The sequence below is a fragment of the Mycolicibacterium sphagni genome, assembly GCF_002250655.1.
Classification (GTDB): Bacteria; Actinomycetota; Actinomycetes; order Mycobacteriales; family Mycobacteriaceae; genus Mycobacterium; species Mycobacterium sphagni.
Window position 1 is genome coordinate 50374 of the sequence record NZ_NOZR01000032.1, and the last position, 16503, is coordinate 66876.

At 67.0% G+C, this 16503-nt stretch carries 15 protein-coding genes and 1 pseudogene; 10 read left to right on the plus strand and 6 right to left on the minus strand.

What is annotated here, in order from left to right:
* Positions 1 to 47: 47 nt before the first annotated feature.
* Positions 48 to 1166, minus strand: coding sequence for an adenylate/guanylate cyclase domain-containing protein (locus CG716_RS26560; RefSeq protein ID WP_234818049.1), 1119 nt, complete (start codon positions 1164 to 1166; stop codon positions 48 to 50).
* Positions 1167 to 1249: 83 nt separating this feature from the next.
* Here CG716_RS26560 and CG716_RS26565 point away from each other — a divergent pair, with 83 nt between their 5' ends.
* The 3 genes from CG716_RS26565 to CG716_RS26575 are packed head-to-tail and all read left to right on the plus strand — an operon-like array spanning position 1250 to position 3435.
* Entirely contained in the window at positions 1250 to 2170 is a 921-nt protein-coding gene (locus CG716_RS26565; protein WP_337360779.1) for a sulfite exporter TauE/SafE family protein, read from the plus strand.
* Between the two features lie 9 nt (positions 2171 to 2179).
* A complete protein-coding gene (locus tag CG716_RS26570; protein WP_094484132.1) occupies positions 2180 to 2893 on the plus strand; it encodes a FadR/GntR family transcriptional regulator in 714 nt (237 codons plus the stop codon).
* A gap of 44 nt (positions 2894 to 2937) precedes the next feature.
* Positions 2938 to 3435, plus strand: coding sequence for a DNA-deoxyinosine glycosylase (locus CG716_RS26575; protein ID WP_094484133.1), 498 nt, complete (start codon positions 2938 to 2940; stop codon positions 3433 to 3435).
* On the opposite strand, the gene CG716_RS26580 is transcribed toward CG716_RS26575, so the two are convergent.
* Complete coding sequence (locus CG716_RS26580) at positions 3432 to 4823, minus strand: amidase (protein WP_094484134.1); 1392 nt, start codon at positions 4821 to 4823, stop codon at positions 3432 to 3434. The two genes, CG716_RS26575 and CG716_RS26580, sit on opposite strands and share 4 nt — an antisense overlap.
* Positions 4824 to 4859: 36 nt before the next feature.
* Between CG716_RS26580 and CG716_RS26585 the strand changes: the two genes are divergently transcribed.
* Both CG716_RS26585 and CG716_RS26590 read left to right on the plus strand, forming a co-directional pair.
* Complete coding sequence (locus tag CG716_RS26585) at positions 4860 to 5291, plus strand: HIT family protein (RefSeq protein ID WP_094484135.1); 432 nt, start codon at positions 4860 to 4862, stop codon at positions 5289 to 5291.
* 10 nt (positions 5292 to 5301) lie between these two features.
* Complete coding sequence (locus tag CG716_RS26590; protein ID WP_094484136.1) at positions 5302 to 5739, plus strand: nitroreductase family deazaflavin-dependent oxidoreductase; 438 nt, start codon at positions 5302 to 5304, stop codon at positions 5737 to 5739.
* A gap of 108 nt (positions 5740 to 5847) precedes the next feature.
* Here the strand turns inward: CG716_RS26590 and CG716_RS26595 are convergent, their stop codons facing one another.
* Both CG716_RS26595 and CG716_RS26600 read right to left on the minus strand, forming a co-directional pair.
* Positions 5848 to 6891: an LLM class flavin-dependent oxidoreductase gene (locus tag CG716_RS26595; protein ID WP_094484137.1), complete on the minus strand. Its 1044-nt coding sequence runs from the start codon at positions 6889 to 6891 to the stop codon at positions 5848 to 5850.
* A gap of 108 nt (positions 6892 to 6999) precedes the next feature.
* On the minus strand, positions 7000 to 7827 hold the full coding sequence (locus tag CG716_RS26600) for a uracil-DNA glycosylase (RefSeq protein WP_094484138.1): 828 nt from the start codon (positions 7825 to 7827) through the stop codon (positions 7000 to 7002).
* A 53-nt stretch (positions 7828 to 7880) separates the two neighbouring features.
* On the opposite strand from CG716_RS26600, the gene tap reads away from it, so the two are divergent.
* The 5 genes and pseudogenes from tap to CG716_RS30930 all read left to right on the plus strand — a co-directional run bounded on the left by tap (position 7881) and on the right by CG716_RS30930 (position 13328).
* A complete protein-coding gene (gene tap / locus CG716_RS26605) occupies positions 7881 to 9122 on the plus strand; it encodes a multidrug efflux MFS transporter Tap (protein WP_094484139.1) in 1242 nt (413 codons plus the stop codon).
* 9 nt (positions 9123 to 9131) lie between these two features.
* A complete protein-coding gene (locus tag CG716_RS26610; RefSeq protein WP_094484140.1) occupies positions 9132 to 10499 on the plus strand; it encodes an FAD-binding oxidoreductase in 1368 nt (455 codons plus the stop codon).
* Between the two features lie 44 nt (positions 10500 to 10543).
* Positions 10544 to 11785, plus strand: a complete 1242-nt coding sequence (locus CG716_RS26615) for a cytochrome P450 (protein WP_094484141.1) — start codon at positions 10544 to 10546, stop codon at positions 11783 to 11785.
* Entirely contained in the window at positions 11786 to 12412 is a 627-nt protein-coding gene (locus CG716_RS26620; RefSeq protein ID WP_094484142.1) for a TetR/AcrR family transcriptional regulator, read from the plus strand. It abuts the gene before it with no gap.
* Positions 12413 to 12471: 59 nt separating this feature from the next.
* Positions 12472 to 13328, plus strand: a pseudogene (locus CG716_RS30930) (endonuclease domain-containing protein).
* Between the two features lie 109 nt (positions 13329 to 13437).
* On the opposite strand, the gene CG716_RS26630 reads toward CG716_RS30930, so the two are convergent.
* Complete coding sequence (locus tag CG716_RS26630; protein ID WP_094484143.1) at positions 13438 to 14577, minus strand: acyltransferase family protein; 1140 nt, start codon at positions 14575 to 14577, stop codon at positions 13438 to 13440.
* On the minus strand, positions 14574 to 16259 hold the full coding sequence (locus CG716_RS26635) for a DEAD/DEAH box helicase (RefSeq protein ID WP_094484144.1): 1686 nt from the start codon (positions 16257 to 16259) through the stop codon (positions 14574 to 14576). The genes CG716_RS26630 and CG716_RS26635 overlap by 4 nt, the downstream gene beginning before the upstream one ends.
* Between the last annotated feature and the right edge of the window lie 244 nt (positions 16260 to 16503).

Consider the following 16503-nt stretch of genomic DNA (forward strand, 5'->3'; position numbering starts at 1 on the left):
CAGCATGAGAGCCAGCTATTCGCTGAGGGCGAACGACTGGAGCTCAATCAGTGCGGGGCGCGACGGGCGCGGAACAACTTGACTTCGCCGGTGATGCCCTTCAGGCGACGCGCCTTGGCGAAGGACCACATGAAGTGCTTGTCGTCCCCGATCTGCTCGCGGGCGGATTCCGAGAGCAGCACCGAGCCTGGACGAGCGACGGACGTGACCCGGCTCGCCAGGTTGACCGGGCTGCCGAACCAGTCGCCGGCGCGACTCACCGCCGGGCCGTAGGACAGCCCGGCCCGCAGTTCCGGTAGTGCCTCATCAGAATCGATAACCGCGACGAGGGTGAGCATCGCGTCCAGCAGCGCCGCGGTATCCGTCGACACCAACATCACCGCGTCGCCGATCGTCTTGATGAATCGCACGGGCGGGACGGCCAGATCGCGCGCCGCTTCAGCCAGCCGGTTGGCCAGCTGCTCGAGTTCCTCCGGGGGCACTTCCTCACCCAGCCGGGTGAACCCTACGAGGTCGGCAAAGGCAATCGCCACCAACCGCGCGCCGGCCAGCGGCGCCCCGGCGGCACGCTCGTTGGAGTTGACCGCTTCGGTCTCCATCGCGTGCCGCAGCTGCAACATCAGCATGTCTTGGATCATCGGGCCGAGCAGCGGCCCCGCAGCACGCACGAATTCCTGTACACCTTTGGCCATCTCGAGCTCGGAACTGCCGGGATGCAGTGTCGCACTCAGCGCGGCGTAGCGCATCACTTCCGCAGCATGCGAAAGACCTTCTGCCAGAACGCGAATGACGGTGAGCATCTGGTCGGGATCGATGCCAAGATCGAGGAAGCGCTTGAAATGCAGCGCGGTGTCGCCGTCGGGCCGCATGAACACCGGGGCATCCGGGTCTTCGACATACGGAAGTCCGCTGGCGCGCTGAAATCTCGTCAACTGGTCGATGTCCAGGCCCGTCCGCTCGCTGATCTGACGGGTGGACAGATAAGTGCCGTCATCGCCGATGACCCGGCGGGCCGGTAGCAGCATGGGCGCAAACGACGCCCGAATCTCCTCGGTGGTGATGCCCTGGTCTAGCAACCAGGCAATCAATTCGGCCCGCTCGGCGCGAGCCTCACCGGTCAACCCGTCGAGCAGCCCGGACGCCTCCGGGTCGAAGGCTTCGGTCACCGACCCAACGTATACGGCGCGCACCGCGGGATCGGTCCCGCGGCACATTTCGCACGGTCGCGTCACCTCAGACATTTACTTGTCTGACATGTGCTACTTTGGCTCGCGTGAGCACGCGATCAATGGGAAACAAGAACACGACGGGTTCTGCTGCGACCCCGAAGACCAAGACTGAACTGGGGATCGGATTCACCGGTGGAGTAATCGGCGGCCTGTTGGGCGGAGGAAGCGGTGTCTTCTACGTCCCAGCTCTGGAGAAAGTGGCCACCCTGTCCAGACCGTCGCTGCACGGAACGGCGGGAGCGGCCAACATCGCCGTAACAGGTGTCGGCGCTGCGACGTTCGCACTGGCCGGGGGCTCCATCGATTTCCGCGCTGGGATTGGACTGGTCATCGGGGCGACGCTGGGAGCGTTTCTGGGCGCCAAGCTCATCTTGCGCATCCCCCACCGGTTGTTGCGTTGGCTGTTCGTGACAATTTTGCTCGCGACCGGCGCGAAACTGCTGGTGGACGCCGCGGGTGTGGGATCGCTGGCCGGCGCGACCATAGTGCCGGCCTCGCTGATCGCCAACCTGTGGTTCACCGGGCCCACCTCGCTGGTTCTCGGCTTCATCATCGGCGCCTGGGCAGCGGGCATGGGTCTGGGCGGAGGACTGCTGGCCGTCCCTGTGCTGATGGTGCTGTTCGGCGCGGACCTGCCCACCGCCGAGGGCACGTCGTTGCTGATGTTCTTCCCCAACGCGATCGTCGGCACCATCGTGCACGCCCGACAAGGCACCGCCGACACACGTCTCGGGGTGATCTTGAACATTGGCGCGCTACCTGGGGCGATCGTGGGCGCGCTGGCGGCCCTGGCGCTCGACGTGCGGGTTTTGAGCATCGTTTTCGCGGCATTCGCGCTGCTGGTGGCCGTCCGCGAGATGTACCGCATGCACCGAACCCGAGCCATGACGACGGCCGCTGCCGATAGCATGGCATCAGACAAGCGCTTGAGCGAGGAGTGAGACACGGCGGTGGAGGCACTGACCCGCATCCCGTTGTCGGAGAAGGCCGCTCAAGCACTGTTGAGCGAAATCACCAGCGGAAGATGGCAAATCGGCGACCAGCTCCCCGGGGAAATGGCTTTGGCCGCCGAGCTGCACGTCGGACGCTCGACCATCCGGGAAGCCATCAGACTCCTCGCCGCCCGCGGAGTGCTGAGCACCCAGCAAGGCGTCGGCGTCTTCCTGACCGCCACCGCACCCCATGAACCCTGGGACCGACTCGCCCAGATAGCGGCGATCGCCGAAGTGATGCAGGTCAGAGTGGCCATCGAATCGCGCGCCGCAGCACTGGCCGCGCAGTGGCATCGCGAGGATGACGCCACCGCGATCGGTGACGCGCTCGCCGAGCGCAACGCCCTGCTCAATGACACCGCCAGCAATCTCGCCAGCGCCGACATCAGACTGCACCGGCGAATCGTCGCCGCCTCGCACAACACGCTGTTGCTGTTCTTGTTCGACAGCATGGAGCAACGCCTCATCACCAGCATGACCGAGCTCCTCACACTCATGCCCGTCGACCAACACGACGCCGACGACCACACCGCAGTCGTCAACGCGATCCTCAACCGCCAACCGCGAGAAGCCGAGGACCTGGCCCGCCAGCACCTGCTCGGCCTAACCGAAGACCTTGCAGGGCTGCCGGCGGTCAGCGAGGGGATCACGCCTGCCACCCGAGGAGAGTGAACAACCCACGTGAACGATGCACACGAGCTTCTTGATCTCCTCTGATGCCCGAGTTGCCACTACTACAGGGGTTTTCGCCGATAATCGGCGACCGCCCCGGCACGCTGATCCTCGGCAACATGCCCAGCGTTATGTCACTGGCCAGCGGAGAGTATTACGGTAACCCGCGAAACGTGTTCTGGCGCTTGGCTGCTGAGCTGTTCGGGTTCGACGCCCACGATCCATATCCGCAGCGGACCGCATCGCTGTGCGGGAGCGGCATTGCCGTGTGGGATGTGCTCAAGCACTGCCGTCGAACGGGCAGCCTCGATTCGGCCGTCGAACGAGACAGCATGGTGGCAAATGACTTCGCGACCTTCTTCGCCGAACACCCGTCGATCAAGCGCGTCTACTTCAACGGTGCGGCTGCCGAACGCAACTTCGTGCGGCTGGTCGCATTGGACGCGCCTCTCACCTACCTTCGGCTGCCGTCGACCAGCCCCGCTCAGACCATGCGCTACGCCGACAAACTCGCGGCATGGCGAAAGGCGTTGTGCGGCTAAGACACCGGTGGCCGGCGGTGCGCCCACGGGCGGGCGGCCTCGATCTGGTGGCTCAACGACAGCAACGTCGCCTCGTCGGAAGGCCGTCCGACCAGTTGCACCGACACCGGCACGCCGTCGTTGTCCAGCCCCCAGGGGACGACGGCGGCGGGTTGACCGGTCGCGTTGAAGATGCCCTGGAAGGGCACCCGCGAGGCCACCATCGCCAGCGTAGACAGCCCGCCGCGGTGCTGATATTGGCCAATCCTGGACGGCCCCAATGCGGTACCGGGTGTGACCACCACGTCGACGTGGTCGAAAATCGACTGCACGCGCGCGGCCAATGCCGGCTCGGCGGCGCGTACCCGGGCGATGCGCGATTCGGAGATCAGCCGGCCCAACCGCGCAATGCCCTTCGTCCGCGCCTCGAGCCGTTCGCGGTGCGGCAGCCCGGCGACGTCTCGATAGGCGCCATGCCACATCCGCGGCAGCAGATGACCGTAGACCGCCCACGCCGGATAGTCCGGATCGCGCCAGAGCACCTCGTGGCCGAGGTCACGCAGCAGCGTCTCGACTCCGTCCAGCGCCTTCTGCTGCGCTGAGCCGATGCGGCCCACCACCGTCGGTGGGATCTTGGTACTCAAGGCAATTCGTAGCCTGCCCGGCGCCCGGTTCGCGGCCGCAACGAACCCGCCCGGCGGTGCCGGCAGCGCCGTCGTGGCGTCCAGGAACAGTGCGGCGTCCTCCACAGTGCGGGCCAGCGGGCCGTTGACGGACAGCCCGTTCCAGGCGTCGTCGTGCGGCGCCATCGGCACCCGGTCGCGCTGCGGTTTGAGACCGAAAAGCCCGCACCAGGTGGACGGGATGCGAATGGACCCGGCGCCGTCCGAGCCAAGCGCCATCGGCGCCAAGCCTGCCGCCACCGCGGCACCGCTGCCGCCGCTGCTGCCACCGGGCGTGCGGGCCAGATCCCACGGGTTGTGGGTGGCGCCGAAGGCGACCGTCTCGGTGAACGGCCACAGCATCATCTCCGGCACCGCCGTCTTGCCCAGAATCACCGCACCGGCCTCACGCAGCCGGCGCACCACTTCAGCGTCGGCCGTCGGCGCCAATCCGTATGCGCTGCTGCCATAGCAGGTGAACTCGTCGGCGACGTCGACGTCATCCTTGATCGCGATCGGCACCCCCAGCAGGGGTTTGCGTTCGCCGGCGTCCAGCAGTTCCTGGGCGGCGGCGGCTTCCCGCCTCGCGCGTTCGGCGAACACCACCCGATACGCGCGCAACTCCCGGTCCACCCGCGAGATTCGCTCGAGGTAGAGCTCCAACAACGCCGGGGCGGTGATGGTGCCGTTGACAAGCATGCGGGCCTGCTCGGCGGCGCCGGCGAAGGCAATGTCGGTGGAGTCCATCTCCGGCAGCGTAGCGCCGCCCGCTACGGTGGCGAGATGGCATGCGTGTTCTGCGAGATCGTCGCCGGTACGGCGCCGGCCATCCGCGTCTACGAGGACGACGACGTCCTGGGCATTCTCGACATCCGGCCGTTCACCCGTGGTCACACCCTGGTGCTCCCCAAACGGCACAGCGTCGACCTGACCGACACACCCGCGGAAACCCTGGCCTCGATGCTCGCCGTGGGACAACAAGTTGCGCGCGCAACGCGACTATCAGCACTCGGCGCGACGGGTAACAACATCGCCATCAACGACGGCAAGTCAGCCATGCAGACGGTGTTTCACATCCACCTGCACGTGATCCCACGGCGTGACGGCGACAAGCTCTCGGTTGCCAAAGGAATGCTGCTGCGCCGCGATCCCGATAGGGAGGCCACCGGGCGGATTGTGCGCGACGCCCTGGCCGCACTCGATACGACCGCATGAGAGTGGTGACATGACCTCGCTGTCCAACCGGGCACTGATGACGTTCGTCAAGGTGCACGACGCGATCTACCGGCGCACCAATGGGTGGATAGGGCACCGGATGCCCGGCGTGCCGCCATCATTGATGTTGCACACCATCGGCGCGAAAACTGGTGCGCCGCGGTCGATTCTGCTGGCGTACTATCGCGACGGCGCTGACTATCTGGTAGTCGCGTCCAACAACGGCGCGGACCGCAATCCGGCCTGGTACCACAACCTGCGGGCGCAACCGAATATCGAAATAAACCTCGGCAGAAGGCGTTTGGCGGTCACCGCACACATCCTGCTGCCCGGCGATCCGGACTACGCACGATTGTGGCAGATCTGCGACTCGAACAACTCCGGCCGATACGGCGCCTACCAGAAGGGCACCACGCGGCCGATCCCGCTGGTGCGCCTGACGCCGTAAACGCCTGGCCTAGAACAGCTCTGAATCGAGATCGACGCTAGCGCGGGAAAGTTCGAGTAGGGACCGCGCTGGTGTCGATCTCGATGAAGTGGCCACGAATTCCAAGCCCTAGAACAGCTCTTTGGCCAGCAGCTCGAGCGTGGCCTCGCGCGCGGGAGCGGTCGCCGGGTCCGTTCCGCGATGCGCGGAAGCCACCGGGTTGACCATCACCTCGTCGACGTCGAATTCTGACGCCACCGCGCGGACCTGCTCGGCGGCCTCGGGCGGCGAGCCGACGACGGCTTTGGCCCGCCCCGAAGCGATGATCCCCTCCGCCTGCGGGTGCATGGTCAGCGCCGCCGCGTCTTCGACGAGGTCCAGCGGGCCCAGCGGCTGACCGGTGCGCAGCCGAGCCATCATCTGCAGATTCGGCAGCAGTAGCGCCTCGGCCTCGGCACGCGTGGGCGCCACCACCGCGTTCACGGTCATGAACGTCACCGGTTCGGAGGCCACCGCGCTCGGCCGGAACTCCGACCGATATGTCGCCAGCGCCTCGACGGTGCCCTGCCCGGCGAAGTGATGGGCGAACACGTACGGCAAACCCTTGGCGGCGGCCAAATGCGCTGAATACATCGACGAGCCCAGCAGCCACAGCCTCGGCTCATCGACCGCGGCCGGCGTGGCCTTGAGGATGTAGTCCTGGTTGCGAATCGGGATGCGCACCCCGTGCGCACTCATCAACGCCGCGACATCGTCGAGGTATTGCGGGAAGTTCGCCACTGCGTCCCTGTCGGCGCTGTCGTCTCGTGCGCCGCGCAGCATGATCGACGTCACCGGGTCCGAGCCGGGCGCCCGGCCGATGCCCAGATCGATGCGGCCGGGTGCGGCGGCTTCCAGCAGAGCGAACTGCTCGGCGACGGCCAGCGGCGCATGGTTGGGCAGCATCACCCCTCCCGAACCCAGTCGCACGTGCGTGGTCTGGGCGGCCAAGTAGGCCAGGATCACCGGTGGACTGGTGGCCGCGACCGCGGGCATGTTGTGGTGTTCGGCCACCCAATAGCGGGTGAAGCCCAGCCGGTCGGCGGTCTGCGCCAGCCGCACGGTGGCCGCCAGCGCGTCGCCGGTGGTCTGGTCGGTGCGCACCGGGACAAGGTCGAGAACAGAAAGCCGCATAGCACCCTCAACGATACGACCGCCGTACTTGTTTCCCGGAGGGCAGGAGCGAAGCGACCCGGGAAAAGGCGGAGGGCAGGAGCGCAGCGACCCGGGAATTGGCCGAGCTCAGCCGCGCAGGCCGGCCCGCTTGGCGGCGTCGGCGAACACGTCGTCGAGCATGGCTGGGGTGAGCCGCCCGGTGAACATGTTCTGCTGACTCGGGTGATAGCAGCCCAACAACGTCCGCCCCGACGGCAGCGCGACGACCGCCCCGTGCCCGAACTTGGGCTTGGCCATGCCGCGTATGTCGTCGGCGAGTAGCCGCAACGCTGCCTGCCAGCCGAACCCGCCCAGGGTGACGATCACCCGAACGGACGGAGCGATCATCTGCCACTCGGCGCTCAGCCACGGCTCGCACGTCGACCGCTCGTCGGGCATCGGTTTGTTGGCCGGCGGGGCGCACCGGACTGCCGCCACCACCCGAATCTCGTTGGTGCTCAAGCCATCCCCGGCGTCGACACTCGCCGGTTGGTTAACCAACCCGACCCGGTACAGCGCGGCGAACAGCTGATCGCCCGAGCGATCGCCGGTGAACACCCGCCCGGTGCGATTGCCGCCGTTCGCGGCCGGAGCCAGTCCCAGCACCAGGATCTTCGGCTGCTCAGCACCCCACCCGGTGATCGGCCGGCCCCAGTACGGCTGGTCGGCGAACGATCGCCGCTTGACGACCGCGACCTCCTCACGCCATTCGACCAGCCGTGGGCACGCCCGGCAGACGCTGACCAGGGCATCGAGGTTGGCCAGATCGCCGGCCGTCGCCGCCAATGTGGCCACCTGATCGGCATCGGTGGCCACCGGCGTCCGCGCCGTCGCGGGATCGCCCGGCCAGCCCGTCCCAGGTGGTACCGGCGATTCGAACGGCACCCCGGTGCGGGGATGGGCGTGGACGGTCACCGGTCCACTGTGCCCCCGCACGCGGCCGTCCGCGAGAAAACTAGGCTCTCCCAGTGACCAACACGCGCCTCCCCGCGCTGCTGATCCTGTCCTCGACCTTCCTGGCCGCGGGCGCGAACGGAATCTCCATGGTCGCGTTCCCGTGGCTGGTGCTGCAGCGCACCGGAAGCGCGGTGGACGCCTCGATCGTCGCCGGCGCGGCGACGCTGCCCCTGCTGTTCGCCACCCTCATCGCCGGCACCGCCGTCGACTTCATCGGGCGGCGGCTGGTGGCGATGCTCTCCGATGCGCTGTCGGCCATCGCCGTCGCGGCGATCCCGCTGCTGGCCATCGCGTTCGGCACCGATGTGCTGAACACAATTGTGCTGGCAGGCCTGGCCGCTCTGGGCGCGTTCTTCGATCCGGCCGGCATGACCGCACGGCAGTCGATGCTGCCGGAGGCCGCCGAGCGGGCGGGGTGGACCCGCGACCACACCAACAGCGTCTACGAGGCTGTGTTCAACCTGGCCTACATCACCGGGCCGGGCATCGGCGGTCTGCTGATCGCGACGCTCGGCGGGGTCAACACCATGTGGGTCACCTGCGCACTGTTCGGGTTGGCGATCCTGACGATGGGATTGCTGCGACTCGAGGGCACCGGCCGGCCGGCCCGCGAAAAGCTCCCGGAGAGTGTGGTTTCCGGAGTCCTGGAGGGTTTGAAGTTCGTCTGGCGCAGCCGGGTGCTGCGCACTCTCGGGCTGATTGACCTGGCCGTCACCGGTCTGTACCTGCCGATGGAAAGTGTGCTGTTCCCCAAGTACTTCACCGACCGCAACGAACCGGCCCAGCTGGGCTGGGTGCTGATGGCCCTGTCCATCGGCGGGCTGATCGGGGCGCTGAGCTGGACGGTGCTGTCGAAGATCTCCAGCAAGCGCAGGACGGTGCTGACCGCGGTGCTGACGTTCGGCATCGCGGTGGCCGTCATCGCGTTCCTGCCCCCATTGCCGGTGATCCTGTCGTTCGCCGCTGTGGTCGGCCTGGTCTACGGACCGATCGGGCCGATCTACAACTCGGTCATGCAGAACCGCACCCCCGAGCACCTGCGCGGCCGGGTGGTCGGGGTGATGACCTCGATGACCTACGCCGCCGGCCCTATCGGGTTCACATTGGCCGGCCCGCTCGTCGACACCTTCGGCCTCAAGGTGACTTTCCTGGTGCTGGCGGTGCCGATCCTGATGATCGGCTTGTTGTGCCCGTGGATACCCGCGCTGCGCGAGCTCGACGATGAACCCGAGGCACAAGCGGCCCACGCCTAGGATGGGCCAATGGCCGTCAGCGCTGTGGCCGACCTTGCCGCCGAACTGCCCGACGGGGTCGTCGTCACCGATCCCGACATCCTGGCCTCCTACCGCCAGGACCGCGCCGCCGATCCTGGCGCCGGCACACCACTCGCGGTGGTCCGGCCCACCCGCACCGAAGAGATACAGACGGTGTTGCGGTGGGCCTCGGAGAATCGCATAGCCGTGGTACCGCGCGGGGCGGGCACCGGATTGTCCGGCGGGGCGACCGCCGTCGACGGCGGGATCGTGCTGTCGACGGAAAAGATGCGCGATATCACCGTCGACCCGGTGACCCGCACCGCCGTCGTGCAACCGGGTCTGCTCAACGCCGAGGTGAAGAAGGCTGTCGCGGAGCACGGCCTGTGGTATCCGCCCGATCCGTCGTCGTACGAGATCTGCAGCATCGGCGGCAACATCGCCACCAACGCCGGCGGCCTGTGCTGTGTGAAGTACGGCGTGACAACCGATTACGTGCTCGGGCTGCAGGTGGTGCTGGCTGACGGAACCGCGGTGCGCCTCGGTGGACCGCGACTCAAGGACGTAGCCGGGCTGTCGCTCACCAAGCTGTTCGTGGGCAGCGAGGGCACGCTCGGGGTGATCACCGAGGTGACACTGCGGCTGCTGCCGCCACAACCGTCGGCGTGCACGGTGGTGGCGACTTTCGATTCGGTGGAGGCGGCAGCCGGCGCCGTAGTCACGATCACCGGGCAGATCCGGCCCTCGATGCTGGAATTCATGGACTCGGTGGCGATCAACGCCGTCGAGGACAAGCTGCGAATGGGCCTGGACCGGTCGGCCGCGGCGATGATGGTGGCCGCCTCCGATGACCGCGGGCCGGCCGGCGCCGAGGACGCCCGGTACATGGCCAGGGTGTTCACCGAAGCCGGTGCCACCGAGTGCTTTTCGACCGCCGACCCGGACGAGGGTGAAGCGTTCGTGGCTGCCCGCCGATTCGCGATCCCGGCAGTGGAGGCCAAGGGCGCACTGCTGCTCGAGGACGTCGGTGTGCCGCTGCCCGCGCTGGCCGACCTGGTCGGCGGGATCGCGAAGATCGCGGCCGACCGCGACCTGACCATCTCGGTAATCGCGCACGCCGGTGACGGCAACACCCATCCGCTGATCGTGTATGACCCCGCAGACGCTGCGATGACGCAGCGCGCCGAGAAAGCCTTCGGCGAGATCATGGATCTGGCGGTGTCGCTGGGTGGAACGATTACCGGTGAACACGGCGTCGGCCGGCTCAAGAAGCCCTGGCTGGCGGGCCAGCTGGGCCCTGAGGCGATGGAGCTGAACCGCAAGATCAAGGCGGCGCTGGACCCTGACGGGATCCTGAACCCGGGCGCGGTGATCTAAGAACACCCATTGACACAATTGCGCCTATGTCGTATCCATAAGACATGACTGCTGTTGTGTCTCACGAGGCAGAGGCCCGCTTCGAACTGGCCACTGCCGAGACCTGGGGCGACCGCTGGCCGATGTACCGGGCGCTGCGCGACCTCGATCCGGTGCACAACGTCGCGCCGGAGAACCCCGAGCACAATTATTGGGTCCTGTCCCGGCACGACGACGTCTTCACCGCCGCGCGGGACCACGAGACCTTCTCCTCGGCCCAAGGCCTGACCGTCAACTACAACGAGCTGGAACTGATTGGGCTGCAAGACAACCCGCCGTTTGTGATGCAGGATCCGCCGGTGCACACCGAGTTTCGCAGGCTGGTGTCCCGCGGGTTCACCCCCCGGCAGGTCGAAGCCGTCGAACCCCAGGTGCGCGAGTTCGTCGTCGAACGCATCGAACGGCTGCGCGCCAACGGTGGCGGCGACATCGTCACCGAGCTGTTCAAGCCATTGCCGTCGATGGTGGTCGCGCACTACCTGGGCGTGCCCGAACAGGACCGCGACCAGTTCGACGGCTGGACTGAGGCCATCGTGGCGGCCAACACCGCCCCCGGTGGCATCGCGTCCGCGACCATGGCGACGTTCGGCGAGGCGCTGGGCCAGATGATGGGCTACTTCACCGAACTGATCGAGCGGCGCCGCCGCGAACCCGAAGACGACACGGTGTCGCATCTGGTGGCCGCCGGTGTGGGCGCAGACGGCGATATCGCCGGAACGTTGTCGGTGCTGGCTTTCACGTTCACGATGGTCACCGGCGGCAACGACACCACCACCGGCATGCTGGGCGGCTCGATGCCGCTGTTGCATCAGCGGCCTGACCAGCGGCGGCTGCTCATCGAGCGGCCCGCGCTGATCACCGACGCCGTCGACGAGCTGCTGCGACTCACCTCCCCAGTACAGGGGTTGGCCCGCACCACAACCCGTGACGTCGAGCTGCACGGCAAGACCATCCCCGCCGACCGCAAGGTGCTGCTGCTGTACGGCTCGGCCAACCTCGACGAGCGCCAATATGGCCCGAACGCCGCGGAACTCGACGTCACCCGCTGCCCGCGCAACATCCTCACGTTCAGCCACGGTGCCCACCACTGCCTCGGCGCGGCCGCGGCGCGCATGCAGGCCCGCGTGACCCTGACCGAATTGCTCTCGCGCTGCCCCGATTTCGAGGTCGACGAGGCAGGGATCGTCTGGGCCGGCGGCGGCTACGTGCGCCGTCCGCTGTCGGTACCGTTCCGGGTGGGTGCCTAGATGACGGGTAAGGACTGGCTGAGTTCGCGGCGCGCGGAAGTAGCCGCCGACCGCATCCTCGACGCGGCAGGCGACCTGTTCGCCAAACATGACGTGGCAAGCGTGGGGATGAATGACATCGCCCGTGCCGCAGGGTGTTCCAGGGCCACGCTGTACCGCTACTTCGAGAATCGCGAAGTGCTGCACACCGCGTATGTGCACCGCGAGGCCTACCGGTTGCACAAGCAGATGTCCGAGCTGACCAGCGGGATTACCGACCCGCGCGAGCGGCTACTGGCCGGGCTGACCACATCGATGGAGTTGGTGCGCGAAAGTCCTGCGCTGTCATCGTGGTTCGCCACCGCGGACTCCCCCATCGGCGCGGAGATGGCTGAGCAGTCCGAGGTCATTCAGGCATTGACGTCGGGCTTCCTGCTTTCGCTGCGGCCCGACGACCCGGACGTCGTGCACCGCCGCGCCCGCTGGCTGGTTCGGGTGCTGACCTCGCTGCTGATTTTCCCCGGCCGCGACGCCCGCGACGAGCGCGCCATGCTCGAGGAATTCGTCGTTCCCATGATGTGCCCCAATGAAACCGAGCCTGCGACTAACGCATCGAGTCTGCGCACAGATCGCACTTCATCCCCATAGTCGCGCACTGAGCGCGGGCTCGTCGACACGGCGTCGGGTTGGCGCCCGACGCTGTCGGCATGACGAATATCGAAGGCCCCTTCGTCGGCAGTGAAGCGCTCACGAGTGGCGCTCTGCGCAGCCATCAACTGCGTGCCCGCTATCGCGCGGTCTTTCCCGACGTATATGCGCTGAAGGGGGCTGAGTTAACACTTCACCAACGCGCCCGGGCCGCATGGCTCTGGTCGCATCGAAACGGCGTGCTCATGGGGCTGACGGCGGCAGGCCTTCATGGCATGAAATGGTTGGACGCCAGCGAGCCGGCCGAGCTGGTCTCGGCGAACGCCAGGCCGCCTAAGGGCATACGCACCCACAATCTGTGCCTTAAGCCCGGCGAGCGGATGTTGTTGGGCGACTTGCCTGTCACAACACCCCAGCGCACGGCATTCGACATTGGTCGGCGCCATCCCACCCGATCGACGGTCGCCCGGATGGATGCACTGTTGCGCGCGACAGGAATCGGAGTTGCGGATATCAACGCGATCGCGGCGCAACACCCTGGCGCTCGGGGTCTTCGCCAACTGGAGAAGGTGTTGGCTCTGATCGATACCGGCGCCCAATCACCAAGGGAAACCTGGCTGCGGCTGACGCTTGTCGATGCCGGGCTCCCCCGGCCGCAGACGCAGATACTCGTTCGCTGCCCCGACTCGTTCACGACCTATTACCTCGATATGGGATGGGAAGAAATGATGGTCGCCGTTGAGTACGACGGCGACCATCACCGCACAGATCGCTGGCAGTACGCCAGGGACTCTCGCCGGGCGAGGATTTGGAGCGACTCGGTTGGATCGTCATCCGCCTGCTTGCTTCAGACACATCGGGCGACATTGTGCGCCGTGTGTGTGACGCGCCAGCGCGGCGGTCGAGTCTGCGCTGACGGCGTCGAGTCTGCGGCCAGCGCGGGATTTTTGGGAGAATTGCGCGCTCACCGCAGACTCGCGGTCAGGTTGGGTGCGCACCCCGACCGGCTAGGTGCGACACCCGGGCTAGGTGCGAACCCGGGCGACGCGGTGCAGGAGCCAGGCCACCGGGATCGTCATCACCAGCGTGACCACGAACAGCGCCGGCGCCGACCCGGTGTAGACCGGCCAGCCCAGCACTTCGACCATGGCGATCTCCATCACCACGAGGTGAACGAGGAAGATTTCGTAGGAGATCTCCCCGAGCCACACCATCGGCCGGCTGCCCAACAGCCGGGCGTACCACCCCCGGTTGCCCAGTGCCAGCGGCGCGACCACCAGCGTCGCGATCGCAGCGTAGAACCCGGTTTTGACCAACGCCTCGGACAGGCCTGTCGGTGAGGTGGTCGGCTCCCCGGCGATCGGGGTGGACACGATGAGGAAGCTGACGATCGCCAGCGATACCGCGATGAAGCCATAGACCCGAACTCCCATGGCCTGCAACACCGTCAGCAGCATGCCGCCGATGAACCACGACAGATAGCCGGGCAGCCAGATCCGGGCGCCGCTGGGCAGGAAATCCGTCGTGTGCACCAGCACCATCCACGCCAGGCTGACGAGCGCGAGCACGACCAGCCCTGTCAGCAGCAGCCAGGGCCGCCACCGTCGCCGGCACACCACGACCAGCAGCAGCCACGCCAGCACCGGCAGAACGGCGTAAAACGCCACCTCGACGGCCAGACTCCACATCTGCGTAAGTCCTTGGTGCAGATAGCCGTTGAACATGTAGTTGTCGGTATAGATCTGGGTCAACGTCAGGTTTCGCAGCAGGCCGATCCAGGTATGGCCGGGATTCGGCCCGGCGGAACGGAAGTGGTAGATCAGGTAGGCGGCCAGGACGGTGACCACGTAGGCCGGCATGATGCGCCGCACCCGGTGCCACGCATAGCGGCGCACTGACGGACCCGTCCGCCCGCCGGCCACGGCGCGCACCCACGGCCCGAACAGCAGATACCCCGACAGAACGAAGAAGATCGGCACGCCGATCTCCATGCGCGAATACACCAGGCCCGCAAAGCCATGCGTGTACTTGCCAGTGGTGTAGGCCGCGTGAGTACCCAGCACCAGCAGTGCGGCGAACGCACGGACGCCGGTCAACGAGGCAACCCGGTCGACGCCGGAGACTGCTTCCAGTCCGCCTTGGTCTACCTGGCTGGACGCGATCATCGGCTCGTGCGCCGGGGCTTCCCGCCGGAGGGACGCGCGTCGTATCGAGGACTGCCGCGGTCGGGCTTCAAGTCGATCAGCACACCGGAAATTCGGGTCTTCTCAAGGGCTTTCAGCGTCTGCTTGGACAGCGTCGCGGGCAGCTCGACCAGCGAGAAATCGCTCTTGATGGTGATGTGCCCGAAATCGCTGCGGTGCAGCCCACCTTCGTTGGCCAGCGCGCCCACGATAGAGCCAGGCCCGACCTTGTGCTTCTTGCCCACCGCGATGCGGTAGGTCGCCAGATCGTCACGGGTCTTACGCGGGGCGCGCTCCCGCTCGTCGCGGTCGGGACGCTCCCGGCGCTTCTCCGGCGGCGGCTCGGTCATCAGGAATTCCGCACCGTCGCGACTTTGTAGCGCCAGCGCCGCGGCGATGTCGGCCATGGGCACGTCGTTGTCGCGCTCGTAGTCCTCGATGAGGCGACGGAACATGTCGAAGCCCGGTGCGTTCAGCGCCTCGGTGATCGAATCCTGGAACTTGGCCACCCGCTGGGCGTTGACGTCTTCGACACTGGGCAGCTGGTCTTCGGTGACGGGCTGGCGAGTGACCTTCTCGATCGACTTCAGCAGGTGGCGTTCCCGTGGCGAGACGAACAGCAGCGCGGTCCCGGATCGCCCGGCTCGCCCGGTACGCCCGATGCGGTGCACATAGGACTCCGGGTCGTGCGGGATGTCGTAGTTCAGTACGTGAGAGATGCGTTCGACGTCCAGGCCGCGGGCAGCGACGTCGGTGGCGACCAGGATGTCGATCGATCCGCTCTTGAGCGCTGCGATGGTGCGCTCGCGAAGGGCCTGCGGGATATCGCCGTTGATGGCCGAGGCGGCGAACCCGCGGGCGCGCAGCTTCTCGGCGACCTCCTCGGTGGCCTGCTTGGTCCGGACGAACACGATCATCGCCTCGAACGGTTCGACCTCGAGCAGACGGGTCAGCGCGTCCATTTTGCGCGGCCCGGCGACCTGGATATAGCGCTGGGTGATGTTCTCGGCGGTGGCGGTTTTCGACTTGACCGCCACCTCGACGGCGTCGTGCAGGTACTTCGACGTGATCTTGCGGATCGCCGGCGGCATGGTGGCCGAGAACAGCGCCACCTGCTTGTACTCCGGGGTATCGGCCAAGATCCGCTCGACGTCCTCAGCGAAGCCCATCTGCAGCATCTCGTCGGCCTCGTCGAGCACCAGATAGTCCAGATGCGACAGGTCCAGGCTGCCCTTCTCCAGGTGGTCGATGACGCGCCCCGGCGTTCCGACGACGACTTGCGCGCCGCGCTTGAGGCCGGCCAGCTGCGGGACGTAGGACGAGCCGCCATAGATCGGCAGCACGTTGATGTTTCGGTGCGCGCCGTAGCGGCTGAACGCCTCGGCGACCTGCAGAGCCAGCTCACGCGTCGGGGCCAGCACGAGCGCCTGGGTGACGCGGCTGGTCGGGTCGATCTTCGACAGAATCGGGATGGCGAACGCGGCGGTCTTACCGGTACCGGTCTGGGCCAGGCCGACGACGTCGGACCCTGCCAGCAGTGCCGGGATGGTGGCGGCCTGGATCGCCGACGGCGTTTCGTAGCCGACGTCAGCGACCGCCTGCAGCACCGCGGGGTGGATCTGCAGGTCGGCGAAGGTCTGGGGGGTGTCGTCCGGGGATGTCATCGGATCTGCAGTCTACTGCCGGAGCGTGCCGTAACCCTGCTGCGTCCGCAAAGCCCGGTACCGTCACCCGATGTGTGGCATCCGTCTGCCGGCAGGAGCGAAGCGACCCGGGGAATGAGGTTGGCCGTCGCAGCGGCGGGAGCCGCGCTTGTCGCGGCACTCGCGGGCTGCAGTTCCGGCGACTCGACAGTGGCCAAAACGCCGCAGCCGACGACGACCGCGGTGAGCACTACCGAGGCTCCCC

Excerpts from the sequence above, each read along its gene's own strand:
- CG716_RS26575 (WP_094484133.1), top strand. The coding sequence starts at position 2,938 with ATGCCCGAGTTGCCACTACTACAGGGGTTTTCGCCGATAATCGGCGAC.
- CG716_RS26580 (WP_094484134.1), bottom strand. The coding sequence starts at position 4,823 with ATGGACTCCACCGACATTGCCTTCGCCGGCGCCGCCGAGCAGGCCCGC.
- CG716_RS26585 (WP_094484135.1), top strand. The coding sequence starts at position 4,860 with ATGGCATGCGTGTTCTGCGAGATCGTCGCCGGTACGGCGCCGGCCATC.
- CG716_RS26590 (WP_094484136.1), top strand. The coding sequence starts at position 5,302 with ATGACCTCGCTGTCCAACCGGGCACTGATGACGTTCGTCAAGGTGCAC.
- CG716_RS26595 (WP_094484137.1), bottom strand. The coding sequence starts at position 6,891 with ATGCGGCTTTCTGTTCTCGACCTTGTCCCGGTGCGCACCGACCAGACC.
- CG716_RS26610 (WP_094484140.1), top strand. The coding sequence starts at position 9,132 with ATGGCCGTCAGCGCTGTGGCCGACCTTGCCGCCGAACTGCCCGACGGG.
- CG716_RS26615 (WP_094484141.1), top strand. The coding sequence starts at position 10,544 with ATGACTGCTGTTGTGTCTCACGAGGCAGAGGCCCGCTTCGAACTGGCC.
- CG716_RS26620 (WP_094484142.1), top strand. The coding sequence starts at position 11,786 with ATGACGGGTAAGGACTGGCTGAGTTCGCGGCGCGCGGAAGTAGCCGCC.
- CG716_RS26630 (WP_094484143.1), bottom strand. The coding sequence starts at position 14,577 with ATGATCGCGTCCAGCCAGGTAGACCAAGGCGGACTGGAAGCAGTCTCC.
- CG716_RS26635 (WP_094484144.1), bottom strand. The coding sequence starts at position 16,259 with ATGACATCCCCGGACGACACCCCCCAGACCTTCGCCGACCTGCAGATC.